This is a genomic window from Fibrobacter sp. UWB15, from assembly GCF_900177705.1.
Taxonomy (GTDB): domain Bacteria; phylum Fibrobacterota; class Fibrobacteria; order Fibrobacterales; family Fibrobacteraceae; genus Fibrobacter.
In genome coordinates this window covers 1-24,452 of sequence record NZ_FXBA01000015.1, presented here as the reverse complement: position 1 = coordinate 24,452, position 24,452 = coordinate 1, and the positions used below count along the sequence as shown (strand labels likewise).

The 24,452-nt window shown below is 46.9% G+C and carries 25 protein-coding genes, 1 tRNA gene and 1 pseudogene; 16 read left to right on the top strand and 11 right to left on the bottom strand.

Annotated elements, in window-relative coordinates; all coding sequences use genetic code 11:
- Positions 1-58 precede the first annotated feature (58 nt).
- Positions 59-925: a DUF4062 domain-containing protein gene (locus tag B9Y58_RS13910; RefSeq protein WP_073058233.1), complete on the bottom strand. Its 867-nt coding sequence runs from the start codon at positions 923-925 to the stop codon at positions 59-61.
- 256 nt (positions 926-1,181) lie between these two features.
- Here B9Y58_RS13910 and B9Y58_RS13905 point away from each other — a divergent pair, with 256 nt between their 5' ends.
- Positions 1,182-1,586 carry a cupin domain-containing protein gene (locus B9Y58_RS13905; protein WP_073058234.1) on the top strand — a complete coding sequence of 135 codons (405 nt, stop codon included), beginning with the start codon at positions 1,182-1,184 and terminating at the stop codon, positions 1,584-1,586.
- On the opposite strand, the gene B9Y58_RS13900 is transcribed toward B9Y58_RS13905, so the two are convergent.
- Complete coding sequence (locus B9Y58_RS13900) at positions 1,583-2,212, bottom strand: helix-turn-helix domain-containing protein (RefSeq protein WP_073058235.1); 630 nt, start codon at positions 2,210-2,212, stop codon at positions 1,583-1,585. The genes B9Y58_RS13905 and B9Y58_RS13900 overlap by 4 nt on opposite strands.
- Positions 2,213-2,280: 68 nt before the next feature.
- On the opposite strand from B9Y58_RS13900, the gene B9Y58_RS13895 reads away from it, so the two are divergent.
- Both B9Y58_RS13895 and B9Y58_RS13890 read left to right on the top strand, forming a co-directional pair.
- A complete protein-coding gene (locus tag B9Y58_RS13895; RefSeq protein WP_073058236.1) occupies positions 2,281-3,462 on the top strand; it encodes an SGNH/GDSL hydrolase family protein in 1,182 nt (393 codons plus the stop codon).
- Between the two features lie 21 nt (positions 3,463-3,483).
- A complete protein-coding gene (locus B9Y58_RS13890; protein ID WP_073058237.1) occupies positions 3,484-4,278 on the top strand; it encodes a thioredoxin family protein in 795 nt (264 codons plus the stop codon).
- 11 nt (positions 4,279-4,289) lie between these two features.
- Here B9Y58_RS13890 and B9Y58_RS13885 read toward each other — a convergent pair whose 3' ends face one another.
- The 4 genes and pseudogenes from B9Y58_RS13885 to B9Y58_RS13875 form a co-directional block, all read right to left on the bottom strand.
- Positions 4,290-6,869, bottom strand: coding sequence for an InlB B-repeat-containing protein (locus tag B9Y58_RS13885; RefSeq protein ID WP_073058238.1), 2,580 nt, complete (start codon positions 6,867-6,869; stop codon positions 4,290-4,292).
- Positions 6,870-7,015: 146 nt separating this feature from the next.
- Positions 7,016-7,921 (bottom strand): TolB family protein, encoded by a 906-nt coding sequence (locus B9Y58_RS15195; RefSeq protein WP_369827993.1) that lies wholly within the window; start codon positions 7,919-7,921, stop codon positions 7,016-7,018.
- Positions 7,922-8,200: 279 nt separating this feature from the next.
- A pseudogene (locus tag B9Y58_RS15190) lies at positions 8,201-8,878 on the bottom strand (Gfo/Idh/MocA family protein); the annotation flags it as partial.
- 206 nt (positions 8,879-9,084) lie between these two features.
- Positions 9,085-9,915, bottom strand: a complete 831-nt coding sequence (locus B9Y58_RS13875) for a hypothetical protein (RefSeq protein WP_073058239.1) — start codon at positions 9,913-9,915, stop codon at positions 9,085-9,087.
- A gap of 182 nt (positions 9,916-10,097) precedes the next feature.
- Between B9Y58_RS13875 and B9Y58_RS13870 the strand changes: the two genes are divergently transcribed.
- Positions 10,098-11,411: an FISUMP domain-containing protein gene (locus B9Y58_RS13870; RefSeq protein WP_073058240.1), complete on the top strand. Its 1,314-nt coding sequence runs from the start codon at positions 10,098-10,100 to the stop codon at positions 11,409-11,411.
- Positions 11,412-11,831: 420 nt separating this feature from the next.
- On the opposite strand, the gene B9Y58_RS13865 is transcribed toward B9Y58_RS13870, so the two are convergent.
- Both B9Y58_RS13865 and B9Y58_RS13860 read right to left on the bottom strand, forming a co-directional pair.
- A complete protein-coding gene (locus tag B9Y58_RS13865) occupies positions 11,832-12,230 on the bottom strand; it encodes a pyridoxamine 5'-phosphate oxidase family protein (protein WP_073058242.1) in 399 nt (132 codons plus the stop codon).
- A gap of 165 nt (positions 12,231-12,395) precedes the next feature.
- Complete coding sequence (locus tag B9Y58_RS13860) at positions 12,396-12,902, bottom strand: O-acetyl-ADP-ribose deacetylase (protein WP_073058244.1); 507 nt, start codon at positions 12,900-12,902, stop codon at positions 12,396-12,398.
- 85 nt (positions 12,903-12,987) lie between these two features.
- Between B9Y58_RS13860 and B9Y58_RS13855 the strand changes: the two genes are divergently transcribed.
- The 12 genes from B9Y58_RS13855 (at position 12,988) to B9Y58_RS13800 (ending at position 21,358) form a co-directional block, all read left to right on the top strand.
- Complete coding sequence (locus B9Y58_RS13855; RefSeq protein ID WP_073058246.1) at positions 12,988-13,305, top strand: hypothetical protein; 318 nt, start codon at positions 12,988-12,990, stop codon at positions 13,303-13,305.
- Between the two features lie 12 nt (positions 13,306-13,317).
- Entirely contained in the window at positions 13,318-13,698 is a 381-nt protein-coding gene (locus B9Y58_RS13850) for a VOC family protein (protein WP_073058248.1), read from the top strand.
- A 238-nt stretch (positions 13,699-13,936) separates the two neighbouring features.
- Positions 13,937-14,602, top strand: a complete 666-nt coding sequence (locus B9Y58_RS13845; RefSeq protein WP_144066159.1) for a hypothetical protein — start codon at positions 13,937-13,939, stop codon at positions 14,600-14,602.
- A gap of 198 nt (positions 14,603-14,800) precedes the next feature.
- A complete protein-coding gene (locus B9Y58_RS13840) occupies positions 14,801-15,661 on the top strand; it encodes a hypothetical protein (RefSeq protein WP_073058252.1) in 861 nt (286 codons plus the stop codon).
- Positions 15,662-15,828: 167 nt separating this feature from the next.
- Positions 15,829-16,476, top strand: a complete 648-nt coding sequence (locus B9Y58_RS13835) for a 16S rRNA (guanine(527)-N(7))-methyltransferase RsmG (protein WP_158278374.1) — start codon at positions 15,829-15,831, stop codon at positions 16,474-16,476.
- Positions 16,473-17,258, top strand: a complete 786-nt coding sequence (locus tag B9Y58_RS13830) for a ParA family protein (protein WP_073058256.1) — start codon at positions 16,473-16,475, stop codon at positions 17,256-17,258. The genes B9Y58_RS13835 and B9Y58_RS13830 overlap by 4 nt, the downstream gene beginning before the upstream one ends.
- Positions 17,259-17,324: 66 nt before the next feature.
- The gene (locus tag B9Y58_RS13825) at positions 17,325-18,341 is read left to right on the top strand and encodes a ParB/RepB/Spo0J family partition protein (protein ID WP_073058258.1); all 1,017 of its coding nucleotides are present in this window, start codon (positions 17,325-17,327) and stop codon (positions 18,339-18,341) included.
- On the top strand, positions 18,342-19,136 hold the full coding sequence (locus B9Y58_RS13820; protein WP_073058260.1) for a M23 family metallopeptidase: 795 nt from the start codon (positions 18,342-18,344) through the stop codon (positions 19,134-19,136).
- 87 nt (positions 19,137-19,223) lie between these two features.
- Positions 19,224-19,619 carry a bactofilin family protein gene (locus B9Y58_RS13815; protein WP_073058262.1) on the top strand — a complete coding sequence of 132 codons (396 nt, stop codon included), beginning with the start codon at positions 19,224-19,226 and terminating at the stop codon, positions 19,617-19,619.
- A 410-nt stretch (positions 19,620-20,029) separates the two neighbouring features.
- Positions 20,030-20,770 carry a metallophosphoesterase family protein gene (locus B9Y58_RS13810; protein ID WP_073058264.1) on the top strand — a complete coding sequence of 247 codons (741 nt, stop codon included), beginning with the start codon at positions 20,030-20,032 and terminating at the stop codon, positions 20,768-20,770.
- A 46-nt stretch (positions 20,771-20,816) separates the two neighbouring features.
- Positions 20,817-20,889, top strand: a tRNA-Met gene (locus B9Y58_RS13805).
- Positions 20,890-20,911: 22 nt separating this feature from the next.
- On the top strand, positions 20,912-21,358 hold the full coding sequence (locus B9Y58_RS13800; RefSeq protein WP_073058286.1) for a hypothetical protein: 447 nt from the start codon (positions 20,912-20,914) through the stop codon (positions 21,356-21,358).
- A gap of 281 nt (positions 21,359-21,639) precedes the next feature.
- Here the strand turns inward: B9Y58_RS13800 and B9Y58_RS13795 are convergent, their stop codons facing one another.
- The 3 genes from B9Y58_RS13795 to B9Y58_RS14795 form a co-directional block, all read right to left on the bottom strand.
- The gene (locus B9Y58_RS13795) at positions 21,640-22,977 is read right to left on the bottom strand and encodes a diguanylate cyclase domain-containing protein (protein WP_073058288.1); all 1,338 of its coding nucleotides are present in this window, start codon (positions 22,975-22,977) and stop codon (positions 21,640-21,642) included.
- Positions 22,978-23,057: 80 nt separating this feature from the next.
- Positions 23,058-23,606 (bottom strand): lysophospholipid acyltransferase family protein, encoded by a 549-nt coding sequence (locus B9Y58_RS13790; RefSeq protein ID WP_233247995.1) that lies wholly within the window; start codon positions 23,604-23,606, stop codon positions 23,058-23,060.
- A gap of 300 nt (positions 23,607-23,906) precedes the next feature.
- Entirely contained in the window at positions 23,907-24,068 is a 162-nt protein-coding gene (locus tag B9Y58_RS14795; protein WP_199220985.1) for a hypothetical protein, read from the bottom strand.
- Positions 24,069-24,452 lie beyond the last annotated feature (384 nt).

The following is a 24,452-nucleotide window of genomic DNA, read 5'->3' as shown; positions in this document are numbered from 1 at the left end:
ATGGCTGTTCCTTTGCTACCAAAGGTAGCATTTTGACGCAGGCAGAATTGCCATTTGTCTAGTTATGAACAGTCCTAATTATGGGGAAGCTTACACTCCGGCTTTTCACCAAGAACTTTTCATCATCAGACGAAAAGTTTATCTCAATAAGAAAATCCGTTAAATTAAACTTACTCTTATTAAGCATCCCGAAAACTAGCGGGCGTCTAGAGCTCATTTCAATATACCTGTCACATTCACGAATGAGGCTATCACGATATTCCTTATATTCCTCCTTTTTTAATATCAAATCATCAATTTCATTATAATCCAAATCCGGTATTATAACTTTTTCTTCTAGGTTCTTATCTTGCAATTTAGCATCATCAATTGAAACAAAAGATGTACTCAAAATTACCTTATCATCATCCTTGTTTTCCTCTAAATCGCGAACTTTTATCTCAAGTTGTCGTGCCAGTTTATCATTAAAATCAATTATACTTACATATTCCTCTACCAAGGAATTATTTCTTATAGACTCTTTAAACTCATTCAACTTTTTCAATTGTTCCAAATCTATTTGCGATGGATCTTTACCTCTTTTTGAGAAATACAGCATAACAGGTTTACCCGAAGACGACACCCTTTTTATTTCTTCTATAGTGCCGCTATCCTCTTTGCCTGTTGGAGAGCCTATCCGCGTCCAAAAACAACCAACTAATAAATCACAATCATCCACTATTGTCCTGTTTATAACCTCTTGAGGGCGAGTTCCATAATCTGGAGCAGCATGAGTTTCCCACCTCACAGGCAACAAAACGATCTTTTTGCTAAATGAATTTAGATTATTCCAATTCTGAATGGCTTTAGTTATAGCATCTCGTTCCTCGTCAACATCTGAAGGTGTTGCTATTAATATACGGTAAACTCGACTATCAAATGCCATATTCAAAAACTCCCTTGCTATATTACAAATAAAACTTCGCTTTATAAATATAAATTACTATGAACAAATTACTAAAAATTATTTATTATAAATTTACTACACAAACTAACATATTGTAGTAAAAAAGATTTTTTGCCCCACACACTTTTCCGCAATTTTATCCAATTTTTCCACATACCCCTTCATATAGATTTCGGGCATAACCGCGACACAGTTGGCAAAAGTCGCGGACGAAACACTATCATAGGAGTTAATCATGGAAAATGCTATTCTCGGTAACGATATTTTCGAAAAATTCAACGAGGGCGAGCTCAGGCTCCCGGGCAAAACGGCCGCGTTCAAAGATATCGCGTGGTCCAAGCATCCGACTTTCGAGGGGGTAGAACTCAAGCATATCATTACCGCAAAAGATACCGGCGGCACGTTCAGCTATCACTTGGTGAGAATTGCGCCGAACAAGAGCATCAAAACGCACATTCACGAGACCCAGCTCGAATCGCACGAGGTTATCGCAGGGAGCGGCATTTGCACCAATGACGGCGCCAAGCTCGAATACGTTCCGGGCGTCATTTCGATTATGCCGGCGAAGGTCCCGCACCAGGTAGATGCTGGCGACCAGGGGCTTTATCTGTTCGCAAAGTTCATGCCAGCGCTTTGCTAAGGCTTCACCGCTTTCTTGTATTCTTTCGGAGAAAGGCCAACGACTTTTTTAAAGCAGCGGTCCATGTGGCTTTGGTCGTAAAATCCAGCGTCAAAGGTCACCTCGGCCGCGGGCCTTTCTTTGAGCAACTTTTGCGCCTTGCGGACTTTGCACTGCATCTGGAACTGGTGCGGTGTGAGTCCGAAGGCCTTTTTGAATTCGCGTATCATGTGGAACGGGCTGATGCATGCATCATGCGCCATTTGTTCTATCAGGTAAATGTTTTCGGGATTTTCGAGGATGCTTTTTTGCAATTCATCTAACCGCGCGACTATACTTTCATAATCCCGCGCGCAGTCCTCAGCTACAATCTCGTCGACCTCTAAAGCGGTACACAGCACCACCATTGAATAACATTCATCGCCGACGGTCTTGATTTCGTGCAACGTATTCGGCGGAATCTGGAACTGCTCTCCGGCGCCGTAAATTTTCGCCTCGCCGTTCAGCACCATGCAAACGCGGCCCTCTTCAATATAGCCGACGGTCATGTGGGCGGTATGCGTGTGCGGCGGGTACGACTTGCGCCAATCCTTGTAACGCACGCATTCAATCCGGTCATTCTTTTTACTGTACAAAATCTCGCTCATTTTCTACCTAGCAAGGCAACCGCAAATTAGCTATTTTTGGCACATCGTCAACAATTCGCGGAGTCAATATGCCAGGGAAATTTTCGAAATGGGTTGCCTGCTGGGGAAACGCCACCTCTATCACTGACCGCAAAGAAGCTACCTACGCCAAGGACTTGACGCTGCGTTACCCGATTCGCGCCTGCTTTTCGGGGAACAAGTTGCGGTTCCATTTTTCGAACCTCACCGGCACGGAACCCGTGACAATATCTGAGGCGTATGTCGCGCATTCCGCCGATTCACGCGAGCAGTTCGCCAATGCATCAAGCAACATTGAGTACGCGCCTACAGCAATTACATTCGGCGGCCGCACTTCCGCCGCAATCCCTGCGGGCGAAGAAATCCTGAGCGACGAAATCCCGTTCGACGTAACCGCGGGTGAAACATTCGATGTAAGCCTTTACTTCGCCGACTTCACGCAGATGAACGCAGGCACGGCCATCACGGGCCCGCTTTCGGGCGGCAAATACAGCTACGGTAACTTTGCCAAAAGCGCGACTCTCCCCGATGACCTCACACGCAAAACGAACTGGATTTACTTCCTCAATACGATCGACATTTTCACCGAAGAAAAGAACTTTGCGCTGGTGTGTTTCGGCGATTCCATCACGGCGCAGGACTGGCCCGATTATCTCACGCTGCGTTGTGCACGCGAGGGCTTTAACAATGTGGCTATCATCCGTCGCGCGGTGAGCGGCACACGAATCCTCCGCGAATACAGTTGTATTACCTACGCGGCCTACGGTCTCAAAGGCGCCACGCGTTTCCCCATCGAAATGAACGTGGCAGGCGCACGCGCTGTCATCGTGCAGCACGGCATCAACGACATCATCCACCCGGTCGGTGTCGAGGTCAACAAGTTCCGCCCTTGGAGCGACATGCCCACGGCCGACGACCTCATCAACGGCGTGCGCTCCCTCTACATTACGCATGCGCGCAAGCTCGGCCTCAAAATCTACAGCGGCACGCTACTCCCGATTTACGGCTGGCGCACCTACAACGAAAATCGCGACATTATCCGCATGGCGTTCAACGAATGGCTCCGTACCGCCCCCGACTTTGACGGCTGCGTCGATTTTGACAAGGCTGTGCGCGGTCACGACAATCCGAAACAGTTCAGCAGCGGTTTCGATTCCGGCGACCATTTGCACCCGAGCGCCAAGGCTTACGAGGCCATGGCCGAATGCGTTCCCGAAGAACTTTTGCAATAGTTTTTTCCTATATTGTTTAACATGAAACCGAATAAATTTTTAGCCCTCGCCTGCGCGATCTGCTTTGCCGCGGGCTTTTTCACCAACGCAAGTGCCCAAAACTATAACGAAGACATCAAAATCGTCAAGGTGAACGACAGCAATTTCGAGAAAGAGATTCTTCAGTCCAAAAAACCGGTCATCCTGGAAATTTCTTCAACCAGCTGCCCGCCGTGCCTGATTATGATTCCAACCCTCATCGGCATCGCGAAAAATTACAACGACATCAAAATCGCCTCGATCGGTATCGACGAACCGGGCATCGAAAAAATCAAGGCATCGCTCCCGATCCAGGCATTCCCCACATTTTTCCTTATCCGCGACGGCAAGATTGTGAACAAATTAGTCGGCGCCGTCAAAGAAGAAGAACTGCTCGCCGCCTTACAGTACACACCGAATCCCAAGGCGAAAGCTGCACAATCCGCCAAGGCCAAGAAATCGAAAAATTCACCCAAGAATCTGGTGTGCAAAACGCCCGGACAGTTCAACGGCCTCAAGAACCTGGTAACCATCTCGTTCGTATTCGGCGCCACCGAAATCGAAAATGTCGATATCGTCACCGACGTTTTCGTACCGCCCGAAATGAGCGACAGGCGCGAACAGATGATTGAACATGTGCGTGCAAGCGGCAAGGGCGAAGTGGAACCCACCATGACAGGCTTCCGCATGCACATTGACAACAATTGCCGATTCATGAAGGCGATGGACATGAAACGCACCTCGACTTACGGCGAGATGCGTGCAGGCCTTGAATTACAAGGCTTCAGCTGCAAATAATCCGATAAAATTTAGCGGATTGTAACCATCTTGGTTTCGCGTCCGTAGCGAATCAAGAACTTGCCCTTGCTCGTGAAATTCACAACCATCGAAGGCTGCGTTTTCATTTTTCGCAAAATGCGACCCTGCACATCCATTACGAGAAGCATTTTTCCGGATGCGAGGCCGGAAAGTTCGATGTCACTTCCGCGGACATCGACTTGCCAACTGCGCTTTGCCGCAATACTCGGAAGGGCATGGCGTTCACCGGTAATGAAGAAATTATTTATGTAGCCATAGTCTTCAACAAAAGAATTATTAATCTTAATCCCGGTAACCGACTTTTGTTCCCAGACAATGCAGAACAAGCCGCCATAAAGGTCTGTTTCGCTGATACAATTATCGTCTGCAATCAAGCCCGAAATAGAATGGCCATTCCCCGCAAATTTCCCCCTGAAATCGTGAATACGATACCAATTAAAGTAAACGAAACTATCCAGGTTATCTGTAATTTTCTTTGGTACAGTCTCATTGACGACAATATCGTTTTGAAGGGAGGCGCACGCATCGTAAACCTCCTTCACGTTAACAAGATCGGCAAACCAATACAGCTCTTCCTTAGACGTAAGAAGATAACATCCCTTTGAATCTTTTTTTGGCTCTTGCGGGGTCGGAATCCATTCTGCGCGCAAAGTCAAATCTTTCATCTCGTCAATCTTGGTATATCTGTTGTATCCAAAATGACCCGCCGACCAATGCAGGAATTCCGCGCCTTCGCGAGTAGGTTCCTTAAAGACAAACCCGGTATCTAAAATATTGAATGTCGTTGGGTTGTCCGGATCGTTCACGCCGCCGTTCGTATAATATGTTATTGTATATTCATGCAGCTTCCATTTGGCATGTACTGTGACATCTTCCGTATTTCCTGCCGGAATTTCCGTAATTTTGTTTGTAAAGAGGGTGTCCGTGTACCATCCATCGAATTCATACCCAATGCGACCCGCTTTTTCAAGGACAAACGTTGCCGAATCCGCAGACCACTTGATTTTTAAGGGTTCATATTGAAGGTTTCCTTTATAGCGGTTTCCGCCATTCAAATCGATATTGATAACAAATAAACTCTTCCATTTCGCATGAAACGTCCAGTTTCCATAAAGGCCCGTGTTTACGGAATCGACTTTTTGCGTGAACATTCCATCCATAAACCAGCCTTCGAATTCATCGCCTTCTTTTTGCGGATCAAGCAACTTGAACGGCGCATCGCCTTTGGCATAATGTTCCGGATTCTGTTCATTATTCACGCCACCACTCAACACGTATTGAATATTGAACTGCGGAACATCCGAAATGAGCGGGGTTGCGTCTGTCCCCATTTTTTGGACCCAGCAAGAGCCGTTACTGCCTTGGGCAAGAATTTCCAATGCAGTCCCGTCTGCAAATTGTGCCGAACTGAGTGATTTCGCCTTCGAAACAGTCGTATCCTTCCCTAGGCAAACGGCATTTTCTACGTTAAATACGCTTTGGCTCGCATAGCAGGTATAGCCCTTTGTATGCACGATGCAATCTGTATATTCACCTTTCAGCGTGCCCGCAAAATAGACGTTCCTCAATATGGCCGCATCCATGACCGGCGTAATGCCGCTAGCATATTCACCCTCGACATGACCGATACTATAGGCATTCTCTACAAGGGCCATTTTCGACAAGTCCACATCTGGCTCGGCCGATGCAAACTTCCTATCAGATGTGGCAGGCGCGGCGGTAGGGCAATTGTCGTTTGTTACACCGATTTCACCCACAAGTCCGCCCGCCTTACCTTCAGGAGCATAGACCGTCGCATCGGTATAGATATTTTTCATTTGCACGGGGCCGACAACTTCGCCAGCGATACTTCCTACTGTGGCTCCATAAAAGTATGAATCTACTAAACCCAGGTTTTGCACATAGGTTATATTTTTCCGCCAGTAGTCCTCCTCGCCACCTAAACTTGCAAATAGGCCATCTTCACCGACTAACCCGGAAATCTTGAATCCGTTTCCTTCGAAGGTTCCCTTAAAGCCAAGCATAATCCATGAAACGTATCCGTCCTTGGATAATTTTCCAGTACTGTCAAGTACGTTTTCATTCACCACAATGTCGTTCTGGAGCGATATGCAACCATCGAAAAAGTAACGAACCCTATCATATTTAGATGTGTTGGGCGTAGATACCGAGGCTATACCGTAAAGTTCTTCGGCATCGTGGATCAGGTAACACCCACGCTCATCTTGTTTCGGAGTCTTCGGGATCAACCCCCACTTTGCCTCTACGGTAAAACTCCCAAGATAATAGCTGATCGAAATTTTACTTTTTCCCTGATAGTATTCAAAATACTTGGAATCCATAAAATCAACGGAATCAGCCGCAACGATAAACCACCCTAAGAATGCGAAACCATCACGAGTGGGATCCTTCAAAACCAAATCCGATTTTTCGCTCACATAGCTTGTCGGGTTGTCCGGATCGTTGACTCCCCCGTTCAAGATGTACTTGATGGTATGGGCGTTTGCCGAAATGGCCACAGCCAGCAGTAAAAATGCCAAGCGAGACAGTTTATGAACTGAATACGACATCTTATTCTCCTTCCTTTTTCTATATAAAATATAATCTAAAATAACGGAATTTAACAATTATCCTCTTTTTTTTTGGATAATTTGTCATAACCTCCCCAACGATGTTTTTTTGAATTATTATCAAAAAAGGAAAATACGGTGCCGTCTCACAAATTTTTCTCGTACCTTACATACGCGAAACGCTTGCTGTCGGGGGCCCACGAATTCACGTTGATTGTGCCTTGGCCGCCGAACAGCTTTAGAATTGTGCGGGGCTCGCTCCAGCCGGTTTTATCGCTACCCGTCATCAGGCGAATTTCCACGTTCTTGTTCGGAACATGTTCGCCGGGGCGCACGTCGCGCTCATGGTAGGCAAGCATCACCACCTTCGTGCGGTCGGGCGAAATGTGCGGGAACCAGGTATTCCAATGCGCATCAAAAGTCATCTGCATCTGCTCGGAACCGTCGGCCCTCATGCGCCACGCCTGCATACGGCCGGTGCGCACCGAATTGAACCAGATGTATTCGCCATCGCAGTCATATTCGGGGCCGTCATTCAAGCCAAACGCTGTCGTCAACTGGGTTTCATTTCCACCAGCAGTCGGAATGGTGTATATATCATATTCACCATTGCGTTCGGCGCAGTAGGCGAGCATCTTGCCATCAAGAGTAATACCGTGAAGGTAACTCGGCGCAAGGGGAGTTACCAGTTCCGGCATGCGGCCATCAAAGAAAATCTTGTAAATGCGCGAAAGTCCGTCTTCTTTAGTATGGTGGCTCACGAAAAGTCCCTCGCCGTCGGGTGCAAGTACGTGGTCGTTATTGCAGTTGTCCACAAAGTGGCTCGGCACCTCGGTCACATCACCCGATGCAATCTCATATTTATAAATGCGACCTTCGCTGTTGAAGGTGAGGAACTTTCCGTCGGCGCTCCAGTTGGGCGCCTCGATCACCTTGTCAAACGTCTTGAGCAGTTTCGATTCGCCGGTCTCGATGTCATAAATTTCAAGGAACGATTTGTCGCCGCTGCGGTTCCAGACTTCGCCGGGGCTGAGTTCGAACGGGTAAGACACACCCCATGCAGCGCGGAGGTTATCCATCTGCGTCATCATCTGCATGGTTTTGCTGTGCGGCATCTCGGGGCATTCCTTGAGCCCTTTTTCAAGCGCCGCCTTACAGGCCAGCACCTCGTACTCGTAACAGTTTTCGATGCGTGGGGGAGTAATCGATTCCAGCAGCGTGCCCGCCTTATCGAACAGCTTGATTTCGACCATGTCGTTCAAATTCTGCACGCGGATAAATCCGTCTTCGCCATAAATCACGCCCTCGTTCTTGAGAGGCGCCACCATCGAAGTTTTAAGGTGCGCCACCTGGCCATTCGCATAAACCAAGTCAATCCAGTCCGTAGCATCGACACCTGTGTGGAACTTGACACAGTGAGTTTTCGTCTGCACAATATGGTTTTCGGCACAGTCGCCATCGCAACCAACTCTGCAAATCGCCTCATCTGTCAAAAAAATATCCGCAAAGGTCAGGCTGTAAATGCCCAAGTCCAAAAGCGCGCCACCCGCGAGTTCCGGCTTACGCAAGCGTTCAATATGCGAAAGCGGCATCGAAAAATCAGCCTCCACACTTTCGACCTTGCCAATCTTACCGGCATTGATCAAATCCTTGACCATCTGCACCGCAGGCAAGAACCGCGTCCACATGGCCTCGCTCAGGAACACGCCCTTTTCTTCGGCAAGCGCAATCACCTCGGATGCCATCAGGGCATTCGCGGTAAACGCCTTTTCCACGAGCAAGTTCTTGCCATGTTCCAGGCAAAGCAGAATATTGTTGTAATGCTCGGAATGTGGGGTAGCGATATAAATCAGGTCGACCGCCGGGTCTTTCGCAAGTTCCTCGTAGCTACCGTAGGCGCGGCCGAAACCATAATCCTTCGCAAATTTTTCGGCTTTTTCTAGCGAACGCGATGCTACCGCATAAGCTTCTACGCCCCGATTTTCAATTGCCTTTACCGCCGCGGCCATCTTAGTCGCGATATGTCCACACCCAAGAATTGCAAATTTCATCATATCCTCCAAATTACCGCCAGGCATCTCCGCTTGCGGTATAATCAATATAGACTTATTTCTTGTGAAACACACACGACATGAGCCCTATAAATGGACTCACGCGTAAACATCAAAAAAAACTGGCACGGGGCCAGGCTTTTTGTCGTAATAAAAAATTTCGATTACTTTCCGCCGAGCTTTGCAGTGGCCTTCTTCTTGAAAGCTTCCACAATCATATCGGCAGCGCGCTTGTAAGCGTCCACAGATGCATCGCGGTGCATGTCGACAACGCTGTTGGCATACTTGGCAGACTGATCGCCTTCGAGCACTTCCCAGCCGCGGTCAGTGTAGAGAACCAGGTTGCCGTCCTTGTCAATGACAGCGACATTCAACGTAACAATCGGGGTCACGTTGCTTGTAATCTTCGTCATCATGCCCTTCTTGTATGCAAAGAGGAATTCAGCAACGACAACGGCATCGACGTTCAGGGACTGGCAAATCTTGCCCAAGGAACGATGCATTGCAGCTTCGATGCGTTCGCCATTCACATAATGAATTCCTTCCGGCTTCACAGCTTCATAAGGAAGCTTGCCAAGACCTTCGGGGGCAATGAAACGGTCGCGAGTGAAGATATCCTTAAGCGCTTCGGCCAAGTCCATGTTCACGAGGTTTGCCTTGACATCTTCGTTGTTGATGACTTCGCCAAAAGGAATAGCTTCCCAGCCGTCAATGGAATCGAACATCTTGTTGAGTTCGTTGGCGCCATGAGAAACAACAGTCTTCTGACCTTCGGTGAAGATTTCGACGTTGTCCTTAAGAACATTGCCAACCGCGGTAAGGAGGAGGTTTTCCTTCTTGCCTTGGACTTCTTCAATGTCCTTGTATTCTTCGTTACTTGCAACGCTAACAATGGCAATCTTCTTCACATTGCCAATTTCAGGCTGCTTTACATGAACGCCGGCACATGAACAGAAGAACAGTGCCAAGCCGCACATTGCGATAATTTTTTTCATTTTTTTACCCTTTTGTTTCTCGCTCTTTTACCACAAAAAAAAGCAATACAAATATAATAACAATTTAACGCATTTTATTTCATTTACACTAAAATTACACACAAATGTTATTTTTATCACGTTTTTGCTTACATTGTTTTTATATTTGCTCAAAACTTTTTGGATTCAAAAGGAGAACATCCATGAAAATCAACCCACGCTATATAAAGTTGTCTGCAGCCGTAGTGGCAAGCCTCATTTCGGCCTGTTCACTCGAATTGGAAACTCCCACCGACGAAAAGGGTGTACCGACTTACACGAATAAACTGTCAGAACTGTACGAAATCGAATGTAACGCCGAACGTGCCGGTTCCAAGGTTTTCGTCAACTTCGAACAGATGACATTCGAATGCGATGGTACCCAGTGGAATGGCGCCTACGCCGGCCAGGATTCCACAAATCGTGTTATCGCCCCCATAGTCGACCGCAACTTTAACTTTGGTTCCATTACCGACGCCCGCGACGGCCAGACTTACAAAACGATCAAAATAGGTAACCAAAACTGGCTCGCCCAGAACTTGAACTACGACACATTCGACAGCTGGTGCTTCGACGCAACCACGAACTGTGCTAAAGATGGTCGTTACTATTCTTGGTACGGTGCCATGGACATTGACGAATCCACTTGGTCGACTACTCTCGTAGTGATTGAAAATGAACACCAGGGTGCATGCCCCGAAGGCTGGCACGTTCCGACCATTTCCGAATGGGAAGAACTTTTCGCTTTCGTTGCAGGGACTTCGGATTACAAACAATTCGAAGACAGCGTCGCCTATAAGCTCCGTTCCAACTTCGGTTGGGAATTCAACATGAATGGTTGGGACGTCTATGGTTTCGCCCTTACCCCGAACGGTTACTATGATCGCGTACTCGACTTCGAAGTCACCCAGAAGACGACTTCTATTTACCAGTGGACCGCAACACCGGGTGATGGCTACCGTACCCACTCCAGATATTTCGAAATGACCGACGATATGATTCTCATCGGTCCCAGCTATGACAACAAGAGCGCTATGACTGTTCGTTGCGTTGAAAATACCGCAAAAACAATCAATACTCCAATTGACACTCCGATTGATACACCGATCGACACTCCGGTTGATACACCGATCGACACTCCGGTTGACACTCCGGTTGATACTCCGATCGACACTCCGGTTGATACTCCGGTTGATACTCCGATCGGCCCGACTGGCGATGTCGTTTCCTGCAATATGGAAATTTCCATGATGGGCGTTACGACCAGCTCCTGCGACGAATACGCTGCCGGTTCCGCAACTGCCGAAGCTGCTGTCGCCCAGTGCGTTTCCGTTGAAGGTTACTTGACTGCAACACTCGGCAATGGTTGCCCGGCCAATTACACCAAAAAGTGTATTGTCAACGATGAGGCTATCGTTTACTTCTACGAAGAAGAAAACGCAAACCAGGATTGCAGCGATCTCATCACCGCCAAATAACAAAAATTCATCCTTAAGGTTCAGGCCTTCACCCTTTGCCGGTGAAGGCCTTTTTTATCAACACAGCTTGTTCTGTTCAAAAAATGTACAATAATGGGAAAAGTCGTGTGTTGATATAATGTTTAAAATTACAAGATACTATTCCACAATTTTTCGTCAAATCCCACAACATATTCACAAATCACCATGTTTCACGTGAAACATGTCCACATTGGTGGTGATATTTCAACATTCTATTGTCAAACCTGTTAGACAAATCCCAAACTTATCCACCAAAACAAAATTATTGTGTTTCACGTGAAACGCGATGTTTATATTATGTTTATAAAAGTTATCAACAATATGCGGCTTTAAAACAGTATAAAACAAAAATCCCGACTTCAAAAGCCGGGATTTTTCAAAACGAATTTTCAGAAAAAACTAGAACTTTACCGTACGGGGTGCGGCCGTAAAACTGTAGAATGTGGCAGTCGCATCCTTGAAGTAGAGCGTCTCGGTGTTGTCGTCGTCGGGGGAGTACATCGACTTGAGCTCGGGGTAGTGCTCCAGCATGTCGACCTTCGGTTCGCGGCGGTCGTCGCGGACGAGTGTTCCGGCGACGCGGACCCATTCGTTACCGGCCTTGTTCATGGCACAGATTTCGACCTTGCCGTTCTTCTGGATCTGCTTGGAGCAGTCCTTCGACTTGCCAGTCTGGATATAGAGCTTGCCCTCGAAAATGTTGGCGGTACCGAACGGGCGAACACGCGGCTGGTCACCGTCTACCGTTGCCAAAAAGTAGGCGCCACATTCCTTGAGAAATTTTACGACTTCTTCCATGAGAATCTTCCTTTTTAAAACAATTCATACCGGACTTGCTCCGGCATTTCTACTTGGGTTAAATATACAAAAATAGTAGGTAATGACCAGTGAAAACTCCAATGATTCCGACAAAGCGCCCTAAATCACGAATGAATTCATCTCGCTTCAATTCCTTCCTACCGTCTACTTCCTACTGCCTACTTTTTCTTTATACAGCTTTTCCATCTCCTCGCCAAAACAACAGAAGATGACTTTCTTCACTTTTTGCGCCGGGTAGTCGCGAGCCGTCTTCACGGCAATCTCGGTGGCGGCCTCCCAGGGGTAGCCATAAACTCCACAAGAAATAGCGGGGAAGGCGACCGTCTCGCAGCCGTTCTCCTCGGCCAAGTCCAGACAACTTTTGTAGCAAGACTCCAAAAGTGCAGGTTCGCCATGTTGACCATCCCGATAGACCGGCCCCGGAGTATGGATGACGAACTTGGCCGGGAGTCTGAAACCCGGAGTGATTTTCGCCTTGCCCGTCTCGCAACCGTTCAGGGGAATGCACGCCCGCAAGAGTTCCGGACCCGCCGCCCGGTGAATTGCCCCATCGACACCGCCACCACCCAGCAGGGAGCAGTTTGCCGCATTCACAATGGCATCCACCGCAAGCTTGGTGATGTCGCCCTGGATAACTTCAATCTCAATCATATTGACCTCCAAGAGAAATATAAATAATTAGCAGATTGTATTTCGTCTTTCCTTTTTTTATATTATAGACATTGGAGGTTAGTCTATGAAATTTCAAGTAATCACACTTACCGTTATAACGATGGTGGCACTGTCAAGCGCACAGCTCCTGCCTCCTCAAAAAACGGAACCTCTTCCGAAAATCGATAGCGCCCTTGTCTTCAGGGTCAACTATGGCGACGAATCGACTCCGATAGACGACCCTCAAAAGGAGGAGGAACCAGCAGTGGAACCAACCAGAGGAAGAAGCCATAGCGGTTTCGATTTCAAGAGCTCCCTAATATGGACAGGAATTTGCGCCACCGAAACAATCCTTTCAAAAGGGGCCAACGCAAACTCACTCTGCCTTCGTGGCAAGCCGTAAGGTTCTAAAAGAATGAAAATTGAACACGTCGCCATCTGGGCGAAAGATATCGACAAGGTCTGCGAATTCTACCGAAAGTATTTCGGTGGGGTAGTTCACCCGATTTACCACAATCCGGTCAAGCAGTTCACTAGTCGATTCGTCACCTTCGAAAGTGGCGCCCGGTTGGAGGTGATGCACCGCCCTGATATTGCCGCAATGTTCCACGTGGAACATTGCGGCCTAACCCATCTTTCCTTTTCGGTCGGTTCAAAAGAAGAGGTAGACCGACTCACCCGGCAAATGTCTGACGCCGGAATCCAGGTGATAGGGGAGCCCCGGACCACCGGCGACGGGTATTACGAAAGTGTCGTCCTCGACCCCGAAGGCAATAGGGTAGAAATCACTATCTAGTACCACATTATAAATAATGAGACCAAGAAAATCGCTGCAATAAGGGAACAGCAACCGCTGCACATAGAAAGCCTTCCTGAAAAGGTTCTATAGTTAAATATACATCCATCCCCTTGACACTTTGTGTCATGTTGGGACTTTGGCAAAGCCAAAGTCCCAACATGCTCATGCTCGGTTATGCCGAAATACAAGTATTTCGTCGCAACACTCGCTATCGCATGTTTCACGTGGAACAATTATGAAGAGAATATTTTTTCTACTAACACTCGTTGTGTTGAATGCCCATGCGGTCGACTGCATCCGACACACATTTGATTATTTCACAACGAACTTTCAGGATCACGCCCTCATCATGCCCGGCGAAATGTTGCCGGACAGTCTCTATCAGGAACAAAACGGGCTGGTCTATACCATCAAATATCACTGGACAGGCAATCACCTCGACAGTATGAACCTGTACCAATCTTGCCTTGCCCGCAATGTCGAAAAAAGATCCACCTACATTCCCGACTGGAAAATCGACTCCACCAAGGTCGGCAAGGTCACGAAATACGACTGGAAATCCTCGAAGGACAAATGGCACTTCACCGTCTACCGCGGAAAAGATTCCGTCTATATCGATCTGAACAAGGAACAGCACCAGATATTCTACATCAAGAACGATACCATCCACGAAGTCGACAACTGGGTTCCCAAGCAATGGATTATCTATCGCAATCCAAACAACGAAAGCAAGTGCAGCCGGAAAAGTGACAACGGCTTCATCATCGACACCTACGAATATGAAGTGAAGGGAAACACCCTCATCCAGAAATCAATCAAGTTCGACCACAACAGATACATCAAAGCCCCCGGCCCCTGCTACGGCGGCAATGAATACACCACTATATATTATAAGAAGTGAGATGTTTGGCCTTTGGCTTCGCCAAAGTCCGACACCCTGCGGTTACCAAATATATATGAAACTTGAAACTTTAGTTTCGTAGTTGAGTTATCCTCTATGAGGAAAAATATGCGAGCACATTTTTGCTTGGTAACCTTGGTTGTGTTTCACGTGGAACACAACCAAGCAAACATAAAACCTTTTACTATATTTTCTCATATGAAAAAGACATTCTTCATTATTCTTTCCCTCGCAGTCTATTCCCTTGCATTGGACTGTGTCAACCTTGCAACCTTTGGACAGATAAACACTCTCCCAAACGCACGACCAGATAGTGCAAGCACATATACCCTGATTCGCACCTTAGTCGGCGAAGAGCTTATAGAAACATTCGTTCCTCGTTATAACACAAGGAAAATAGTATGGAATGGAAACACCCTCGAAAAAACGATTAATTACGAAGGTAGCGACATTGATTCCTTAAAAGTCAAAAGTACTGTTTCGCAATCAATCACCATTGAACGAGACGGTGATAAAATTTATGCCATCTACGGCGGCGAAGGATCCAAATACGCAGATACAACCTACATCAGTCAAGACTCTTCATACGGCAGTTCTTCTACTCGCGGTTATAAGAACGGCTCTAGTTACGAAACGAGTCGAGTTGAAAAAAGAGTTGTCAGGAACGACTCCCTCTTTGTCTTAAAATCATTCTTCGAAAGCGGCAGCGATTATTTTTCTCGTGGCTATGACGGATATCTTATCACCCATGATCCCGACAACAAAGATCAATGCATCGAAAAGATATACCACTTTAACGATGACGATTCCATGGATGTGAAAGACAACATTCTCAGTATCTATACCATTGAAGAAACGGACAATGGTTTTGTGACAACGCGAAAAATGGTTAACGACAGCACCATTTATAAAGTTTTCTACGTATATAATGAGATGACCACATCCATCCATCACAAAGTTCGCCCGGCAGTCAATTACAAAAACGCAAAACATTTCGACCTCCTCGGCCGCCCTGCCAACAAAAAATATATCATAAGTGTTCCACGTGGAACATTCTAACCACCATCCACCAACTACTTTCTACTGTCTACATCCTACTTCCTACTGTTTTCTATTCACACAAAATCCACATTTATCAAAAACTTATCCACGGATATTTTTAAAAAGTGAAAGGGCAAAAGCCCTTTTTTCTTGTATTCACAATTCATAATACTAAATTGTTCCACGTGGAACGTTCCTATAGAAACAACACAAACCAGCAGAATCTCTTGAACCAGTTCTTGCAAGAACATGGTGTGCAGCTGTCCGAAGATGTTCTGGGCAAGCTTTATGATTTTGCAGACTTGGTAGTAGAGACCAAGCAGTTCGGCAACCTGATTTCGGCGAAGGATTCCGAAAAATTCTTGAGCCGCCACATCGCAGATTCCCTCGTTCCCTATATATATATAGTGAAGGATATTCAGCCCGGTGTCAAGTGGGCCGACATGGGTGCGGGTGCAGGTTGTCCGATTTTCCCGCTCGCGATCGTGATGCCCGAGGTGGAATTCTTTGCCGTCGAACCCCGCCACATGCGCGTGGAGTTCATGAACTACGCCAAAGGAAAACTCGGTCTCAAGAACCTGACCGTCGTGGGCAAGCGCTTCGAAACTTCGGGACTTGCCTATCTGGATTTTGTGAGTTGCCGCGCGCTCTCGACTTTCGAAAACGACTGGGAACGCGCCCAGCCGGGACTCAAGCGTGGCGGTAAATTCATCACGCTGAAAAGTTTCAACAATATTGTTCACCTGGAATCGAATCCGGAAGTACACATATATAAATATGCACTCCCGCAGGAAGAACAAGTTTACGCCTTAGTCACTCGAGGTAATGAATGAGTAAAGTGATAGCAGTCTGCAACCAGAAAGGTGGCGTGGGCAAGACCACGACCGCCGTCAACCTGGCCGCCAGTTTTGCCGCATTGGAAAAGAAGACACTCCTTATCGACATGGACCCGCAGGGTAACGCGTCGCAGGGTTTGGGCTATAACGAACTTCAAGATGTGGATATCCACGAAGTCCTGAACATGGCCGACAATCCGGACAATATTACCTACGACAATATCAAAGAAGCTATCCTCGATACGAGCCTCGATTACCTCAAGGTCATTACTTCCGGCCCGGACCTCGCCGTCATGGAAATCGAACTGGTAAATGCCATGAGCCGCGAACGTCGTCTCGAACGCGTGATGAATGTCCTCAAGCAGTCCTTCGAATTCATCATCATCGACGCTCCTCCGAGCCTGAACCTTTTGACGCTGAACGTGCTGACCGCAGCCACCAGTGTTTTGATTCCGGTTCAGTGTGAATACTACGCCCTGCAGGGTATGACCGAACTTTTCAAGACGATCCGCGAAGTCCAGAAGAATCTGAACGCAAACCTCAAGATTGAAGGTGCGCTCCTCACCATGTACGATTCCCGCCTGAGCCTCTGCAAGCAGGTCGCCGAAGAAGTACGTGAAAACCTGAGCGATACCGTTTTCCAGGCAATGATTCCGCGCAACGTGAAACTCTCCGAAGCACCGAGCCACGGCAAGCCCGCCATCCTTTACGATGTGCAGAGCAGTGGTGCACAAGCGTACATGAAACTCGCCGAAGAAATTTTAAATAAAGGGAAGTAATCTTTATTCGGATTCTGTAATTACTTTACTTCCTACCGTCTACTTCTAACTGTCAACTAAATTATTATGGGTAAAAAGTCTTTCGCACTGGGCCGCAGCCTCGCCGATATTCTCAAGGATCATTCCGCTCCGGCAGCCTCTGACATTCAACAGTCCAATCCACAATCTGGCGAAAACAATGCCGAAAAATCCGAAACTGTTGACAACTCCCAGAAAGTTGTCGAAATCAATGTCGAACTCATCGACCCGAACCCGTTCCAGCCGCGCAAGGTTTTCAGCGACGACGAATTGGTGGAACTCGCCGAATCTATCGAACACCACGGGTTGATCCAGCCGATCGCTGTCCGCAAGGTGGGCGATCGTTATCAGCTTATCAGCGGTGAACGCCGTACCCGTGCAAGCAAGCTCGCCGGACTTCCGACGATCAAGGCCCAGGTTTACGAAAACCTCGACGACAAGGCCATGGCCGAATGGGCCCTCATCGAAAATATCCAGCGTGTCGACCTGAACCCGGTCGAAGTCGCCAAGTCCTATCAACAATTAATCGATAATCACGGCTACACCCACGAAGATCTGTCCAAGATTGTGAGTAAGTCGCGCTCCGCAATTACCAACAGTCTCCGCCTTCTCAAGCTCCCGGAAGTCGTGCTTTTGTGGATAGAAGAAGGAAAAATTTCGGGCGGTGCCGCTCGCGCCCTCTGCAGCGACAAGATCCAGAACCCCGAAGAAGTCGCCAAGCGCATTATCGAAGAAGGCCTGAACGTCCGCCAGATCGAAGCGATTGCCCGCGGCGAAGATATTAGCCAGACGAAAGACGAGAGACGAGAGACGAGAGAGGGTGAACCGGAGCAGTCTTCAGAGGACCAGCCGGAAGTCCACGCCGACAAGCCGGATGCACCTGCCAAGCCGAAGATGGAACTCAGCGCCGACATGAAACAATTCGAATCCCGCCTCGAAACCTTCTTCGGCACTAAGGTTCAAATCAATCCGAGCGCCTCGACCGAGACCAAGGGTTCAATCGTTATTAACTATTATTCCATGGACGACCTTACCCGAATCCAGGAACTCATGGAAAATCGATAGATGAAAGGCAAGTACTATAAAGTTCAAATCATTCCGGAAGACTCCAAGGAAATCAAGAGCTACCGTGTCAACACGAAATGGTTCCTTTTCCTGAAAATCTTCCTGGTCGCACTTGTAATCGGTACTGGATTCCTTATTTATAATGCAGGCCGAATCACAAAAATTGTCGTGCAGCACGAAAAAATGCGTACCGCCAACGCCCAGCTGGTTAAGCAGAACGCCAACTACGAAGAACTCTTCTCAAGAATCGACTCCCTTTGGGTTCTGGAAGAACGTATCCAGAATATCCTCGGGACTTTCATCGAAAACGATTCCGGCGTCATCAACAGTCTCATTGACAAGAGCCGCTTCGCCCATACGCCTTCCGAAAAAATCGACGTCGATTACGAAGGCGGCTGGAAACCTCACGAAGACAAAGTCCGTCTGGAACATATTCCGAACGTGATTCCGGTAGTCGGCATCGTAAGCAAGAAATACAACGAAATGGAAGATCACCTGGGAACCGACTTTTCGGCCCAGGTCGGAAATCCGGTCTTTGCATCGGGTAGCGGTGTCGTAGAATTCGCAGGTCCCAAGAACGAACTGGGCAACACGGTCGTCATCAACCACCAGAACGGCTACATAACCAGCTATTCCCACCTGAAAGATATCCGTACCCGCAAGGGCAGGAATGTAGGAAAGGGTGAAATTATCGGAACCGTCGGTAACACGGGCAACAGCAGTGCCCCCCACCTGCACTATTCTATCACCAAAGACGGAAAGGAAATGGACCCGGAATTATTTATTAACTATTAAAAAGTTACAAGCTTTTAGTTACCAGTTACCGGAATTTTTTTATAAATTCACTATATCTAAATCGAATTTTTTATTCATGAGGAAAAAATGGCAACAAAGGAACAGGAAATTACCCAAATCGGCCACAGCGTGACCATCAAGGGCGACATCAGCGGTAACAGTGACGTTCGTGTCGCAGGAACCATCAACGGCAGCATCTCTATCGAAGGTGAACTCATCGTCGAACGCCAGGGTTATGTCGAAGGTGAAATCAAGACTACCACCGCCGTTATCGCAGGCTCCGTCAAGGGTAACATCGACTGCTCCGACAAGCTCATCCTCGAAAGCTCTTCTCAGTACGAAGGCAACATCAAGACCAAGCGTCTTATCATCCAGGAAGGTGCCGTATTCCAGGGCAACTGCCAGATGAACATCAAGCCCGTCGCTGCAGAAAAGCCGGCTGCTTCCGTAAATCCTAAGAAAGAAGTAAACGCTCTTCTTTAGTTAAAAGCAAAATCACAACTAAAGTACCCTCTTAACAGAGGGTCTTTGTTTTTTAGCTAAAAGGAGAGGAAAAATTCAAATCCACACCTATACTATTAAACATCATATATTTATATAAATGATAATGATAATTGATAGGGTGAATAGTGGATAAATTTGTGAAAACGAAATCATAAGTCTATGAGAGGCAAAAACTTATAAAACTAAAAATGAAGAAAATAAATGTTGAAAACTTTCAATGTGTTCACTTTTTTCAATGTTGATAAGTGTTGAAGGTGAGTTTTCAATGCCAATTCACAGACGATGCACCAAAATGTGTTGAAAATGCTATGATTTTTGTCACATATGGCAGTAAAAAGGAAAAAATTAGAAACACAGCCTAGATATAATAGTTATATTGTACAAACAAAATGTCATCAAAGATCCTTAACATAGGTCAGATATCCGATATTCATATCGGTAACGGAAACGAGCTCGTACAGGGAATCGATGTTTGTGCGAATTTCCGCAAGGCTCTCTATTCCAAGTCTATGCAGAACCTGGATCTTTTGGTGTTGTCCGGAGACCTTTCCGAAAATTCGGATCCGGGTGCATATGAATATGTTGCTTCCCTCCTCAAGGATTACAAGATTCCTTATTGCACTATTCCGGGCAACCATGATGACCTCGATGTCATGCGGAAATATTTTGACCTCGATTCCGTGATTCATGGTGACAGGTGTTTTTACCGCTACGACCTGAACGGCCGGACTATCTTTTTCCTGGATAGTGCCTGCGGGAATGTTTCACCGGAACAGTTGACTTGGCTTAAGAACGAGGCTGCAAAGATCAAGGATGAAATCATCCTGTTCATGCATCATCCGCCTTGCTTCTGCGGTCACCGCTTCATGGACTTGCGTTACCACTTGGAAAACATGGTCGAAGTCCAGCAGGTTCTTGCAGAAATCAAGAACTTGACCCACATCTACGCGGGCCACTACCATCACCAGTTCGAAGTGAACATGGGTCGCCAGATTGTGCATGTTGCACCGGCGACTCAGTTCCAGATTGATCCCAACGTACCCTATTTTAATCTGAAAAGTGCCGCTCCTGGCTGGCAATTGATCGAATGGGGCGAAAAATTTGTAGAAACTACAGTTTATTTTGAATGAACCCCTTGAATTTTTTTAACTAATTGACTAAATTTGGGAAAAATTTGGCGGCTTAGCTCAGTTGGTAGAGCGTCGGAATCATAATCCGCAGGTCTGTGGTTCGAGCCCACAAGCCGCTAGTATTTTGAAAAAGAGGCTGATATGTCAAGACGAATCCTAAAAGTGGCGTTGTTGATGATCGCCTCTTTTTTCGTAACTCCGGTGTTTGTCGCTTGCGATAGCGCCGACGATAACGTACCTGAAATGAGCCAGGTACAGGCATCCACTCCGAAGACCGTGCCTATCGTACAGGTCGATGCATTCACGGCTCCCAACACTTCGGAAATTACAACCGAAAAGGCGAAGCTCTACGTGAAGGCAAGTGCCGCTCTCGTGGAACTCGGAGTCCGCTGGTCCGAACGTATCGACAAGGCTTCCGACACCGAAAAGATCCAGATTCTCAATGCCTACAATGTGGCCCGCGACCAGCTTTGCGCCCGCGTCGGTCTCGCCGGCATTGCCGAATACAACTGGATCACAAACGTCGCCGTTCCCGATCCGAAGAACAAGGCTACATTCGAAGCTGCCGGAATGCGTACCGCCAACTAATTTTTCAGTAAGCAATTTAGTGTAATTAATACTAGATTTCCGTAATCAAATCAGTTTGACTTGAGCCGCGCCAAAATATATATTTGGCGCGGTTTTTGGTGTATTGTGGTTTTTCCACTACGGGGTTAGAATGTACACACCAACTGATTATGTAACAACAGTTATGTTGTTTGAACTATTCTGCATTGCAGGCTTTACGCTTCTTGCGTTCATTTATCTTTGCTGGTATTCCAGGTTCTGGACAGACGAAGATTTTCCGGGAATGCGTCCGATGCGCAAGACTACTTGTGCAAGCTCTTCAGTTCTGGAGAATACATATTGTAAAAGTCCCTGCCATGTTCCTTTACAAAGTAAAGCGCCATGTCGGCAGCACGGTACAGGTCTTCGAATTTCTTACCGTGTTCGGGGAATACGGATATTCCTATTGAAAGCGAAACGTGTCTTTCTAAGGGTTCACCTTGAAAAAGGTGTCTTGCTTTATCCGAAATCATTGCGGCAAGCTTGATTGCCGTGTCGGGCTTGATATCGCGCAAGTATACCATAAATTCATCGCCACCGATACGGCCCGTAATATCCATTCCCTTGAACGACTTGTACAGAATGTTCCCGATTGCCGTGAGTACGCGGTCTCCTGCGGCATGGCCGAACGAATCGTTTATTTCCTTGAACTTGTCTACGTCGATCATCATCAAGGCACCGCGTTCATCGCTGTTGTTTTCGATGATACGGGAAATTGCGCTTTCGGTTTCCTGCTTGTTCAATAGACCAGTGAGCGAATCGGTCTTGGAGCGTTTTTCGAGTTCCAGTTTCAGCGACTGGATTTCGGTGACATCGTTGATGAGCGCGATAATTCCGTTGATGTTTCCGTTTTCATCAAAGACAGGCCGCTTGATAAGTTCCAAATACTCGACCCCGTTTTCACCTTCTTCTTTAATGACGTAGTTGGTGCCCTTGCCAGTGCGCAAAAGCTCCTTGTCCGATTCCATGGCCTTCAGCGCATTTTCCTTGTCTTCGCGAATTTCTATGTCGGTCTTTCCGCGGATGGTCCAGTTCGGGTCTCCTTCGGTATGCAAGTGGTGCCAGTAGTGCGTCGCGAAAACGTACTTGCCTTCGGCATCTTTCAGGTAAATGTTCGACGGCAGTTCCTTCAGGATTTTTTCGACTTCGGAAAATGTGGCCGAGTCCTTTCCCCTGATGGCGTTGTTGATCCGGAGCATGACGAGCTCTTTGCGGAACGGCGGTTCAAAGTATTCGTTTGCGCCGGCGGCAATGCAGAGTTTGTAGTCGTCAGAATCCGCGACTGCAGAAATGCCTATGTTCGGAATCCCTACGAAACGTTTATCTTCGTTCAGGACTTTCTGTAGCCAAAAGTTGCTCTGCTTACACAGTTCCACATTGAACAATATGGCAGAAATATTGTCGTGCTGCTTGTCTACCAATTGTACGGCTTCTTTTTCGGAATCCACATCGATAATGGGGTATTCTTCCGAAAGCATGGCGCGGAGTTTTTTGAGGGAAGGACTATTGATTTGTACAAGAACAAGCTTGCGTTTCGCGAGAGGCTGAACTACCTTCGCGTCATCCAAGCTGAAAAGATTTTCGTTTTCCAGTATCTGCATATTCCCAACACTCTGTTATATTCATATATATAGTTTTTTCTGTAAAATGGAGTAAAGCCAGTTATTCCATCTTGGAATATTTATCCATATATTTTGGGATCGCAGCTGTAAAACCGGCGGTGAGTCCAGCCGTACCATAGCGTAGGTTCTTCGGCAATTCGATTTTCGAGCCAGCGGTTGAACACATCGTTGATGCTGTTGTTTATGGGGGTCACCTCGATGGCATGCAGAATTCTTTCGTTGCTGGATTTCGGTTCATCTAGCCAGCAGATGAATACGGGAGTTCCCGGGCGGTGCTTCAGCAAAAAATCCGGCAGCGGATTGACGTGCACTTTTTTTCCGAGAAACGTTGCTTCGGCTGCACTTTCGATTCGGCTGTCCTGATCCATCAATAAGCAGAATAGATTTTTTTCGTCGAGCAGTCGCAAGAACTCGCGCGGGTTCCTTGCGTTCACGGAATAATTTTGTTTGTCTACAGAACGGATTCTGTTTTCGACAATGCGATTGAGCCATGCGGGCTTTAGCGGAATATAACTTGCCTTGAGCGGAATGCCCAAGCGGCAAAGCCACGGGCCAATGGCTTCGTAATTGCCGTAGTGTGCGGTAAGGAATATTCCGCCAGCGCGCATCTTGTTTAGTACAAATTCACTGTTGCTAGATAATTTATATGTAATTCCGTTTTGCTTGATCGGATAACTGCCAAAATCGTGTGGTAATTTTTTGAACGAACTGAAGTCGAAAAGAATATCGCTTATATGGTGCGTAAGGTTTAAAATAATTTGTTTGTATTCTTTATTATAAATTATTTTTGACGGGTTGGAATGTACAAAGTTTAGATTGGACTGAACGACGTGATGCTTCCAACCAGATACAAGCAGTGCCTTGTATAGTAGTTTTTCGAAAATGTAGCCAATCTTGAACAAGGTGAGTTAGTCCTTGTTCGCTCTAGGTTTCTTTTTGGAGTCGTTGGCGGATTCGCTAAAGGGGAATACGAACCGCCCGCGGAGAACGCAACCGGGGGCTCCCGGATCGCATTCCTTTTTCCGCTTGTTGCAGAAGGTGTTTCTCAGGTGTCTGCATTCGTAACTCATATATGGAATTATAGAAAAGAACCGGGAAAAAAGAAAAATCGGTAAAAAACAATGCCTATGATCGGCTATAGCCAAAATAAATATGTTAATAGAGTGTTGATAAATTGAATATTATGTGGATATAGAACGAATGTTTTACAAAAAAATGGAAAAAAGTGAAAAAAAATGAAAAAAATGCGCAAAACCTCTTGACAATCGTCACATAAAGTTCTATAATTGGCCTCACCCTCGAACGAGAGAGCCGAAAAGCTCAAACGAACGAGAACGGAGGCCCGCGAGGCCGCCGGGAAGATTGAAGGAATCGGAGATGTGCTTAGTGACGGGTCCAAGAGATTTCTTGGAATAGTCAATAATACGAACGTGATTAACGGGACCAAGACTTTA

Coding starts and splice junctions, on each gene's coding strand:
- B9Y58_RS13825 (WP_073058258.1), top strand. CDS start 17,325: ATGGGTAAAAAGTCTTTCGCACTGGGCCGCAGCCTCGCCGATATTCTC.
- B9Y58_RS13845 (WP_144066159.1), top strand. CDS start 13,937: ATGAAGAGAATATTTTTTCTACTAACACTCGTTGTGTTGAATGCCCAT.
- B9Y58_RS13885 (WP_073058238.1), bottom strand. CDS start 6,869: ATGTCGTATTCAGTTCATAAACTGTCTCGCTTGGCATTTTTACTGCTG.
- B9Y58_RS13870 (WP_073058240.1), top strand. CDS start 10,098: ATGAAAATCAACCCACGCTATATAAAGTTGTCTGCAGCCGTAGTGGCA.
- B9Y58_RS13820 (WP_073058260.1), top strand. CDS start 18,342: ATGAAAGGCAAGTACTATAAAGTTCAAATCATTCCGGAAGACTCCAAG.
- B9Y58_RS13840 (WP_073058252.1), top strand. CDS start 14,801: ATGAAAAAGACATTCTTCATTATTCTTTCCCTCGCAGTCTATTCCCTT.
- B9Y58_RS13890 (WP_073058237.1), top strand. CDS start 3,484: ATGAAACCGAATAAATTTTTAGCCCTCGCCTGCGCGATCTGCTTTGCC.
- B9Y58_RS13815 (WP_073058262.1), top strand. CDS start 19,224: ATGGCAACAAAGGAACAGGAAATTACCCAAATCGGCCACAGCGTGACC.
- B9Y58_RS13795 (WP_073058288.1), bottom strand. CDS start 22,977: ATGCAGATACTGGAAAACGAAAATCTTTTCAGCTTGGATGACGCGAAG.
- B9Y58_RS13860 (WP_073058244.1), bottom strand. CDS start 12,902: ATGATTGAGATTGAAGTTATCCAGGGCGACATCACCAAGCTTGCGGTG.
- B9Y58_RS13850 (WP_073058248.1), top strand. CDS start 13,318: ATGAAAATTGAACACGTCGCCATCTGGGCGAAAGATATCGACAAGGTC.
- B9Y58_RS13875 (WP_073058239.1), bottom strand. CDS start 9,915: ATGAAAAAAATTATCGCAATGTGCGGCTTGGCACTGTTCTTCTGTTCA.
- B9Y58_RS13790 (WP_233247995.1), bottom strand. CDS start 23,606: ATGCGCGCTGGCGGAATATTCCTTACCGCACACTACGGCAATTACGAA.
- B9Y58_RS13910 (WP_073058233.1), bottom strand. CDS start 925: ATGGCATTTGATAGTCGAGTTTACCGTATATTAATAGCAACACCTTCA.
- B9Y58_RS13810 (WP_073058264.1), top strand. CDS start 20,030: ATGTCATCAAAGATCCTTAACATAGGTCAGATATCCGATATTCATATC.
- B9Y58_RS13895 (WP_073058236.1), top strand. CDS start 2,281: ATGCCAGGGAAATTTTCGAAATGGGTTGCCTGCTGGGGAAACGCCACC.
- B9Y58_RS13900 (WP_073058235.1), bottom strand. CDS start 2,212: ATGAGCGAGATTTTGTACAGTAAAAAGAATGACCGGATTGAATGCGTG.
- B9Y58_RS14795 (WP_199220985.1), bottom strand. CDS start 24,068: ATGAGTTACGAATGCAGACACCTGAGAAACACCTTCTGCAACAAGCGG.
- B9Y58_RS13830 (WP_073058256.1), top strand. CDS start 16,473: ATGAGTAAAGTGATAGCAGTCTGCAACCAGAAAGGTGGCGTGGGCAAG.
- B9Y58_RS13865 (WP_073058242.1), bottom strand. CDS start 12,230: ATGGAAGAAGTCGTAAAATTTCTCAAGGAATGTGGCGCCTACTTTTTG.
- B9Y58_RS13800 (WP_073058286.1), top strand. CDS start 20,912: ATGTCAAGACGAATCCTAAAAGTGGCGTTGTTGATGATCGCCTCTTTT.
- B9Y58_RS13855 (WP_073058246.1), top strand. CDS start 12,988: ATGAAATTTCAAGTAATCACACTTACCGTTATAACGATGGTGGCACTG.
- B9Y58_RS13905 (WP_073058234.1), top strand. CDS start 1,182: ATGGAAAATGCTATTCTCGGTAACGATATTTTCGAAAAATTCAACGAG.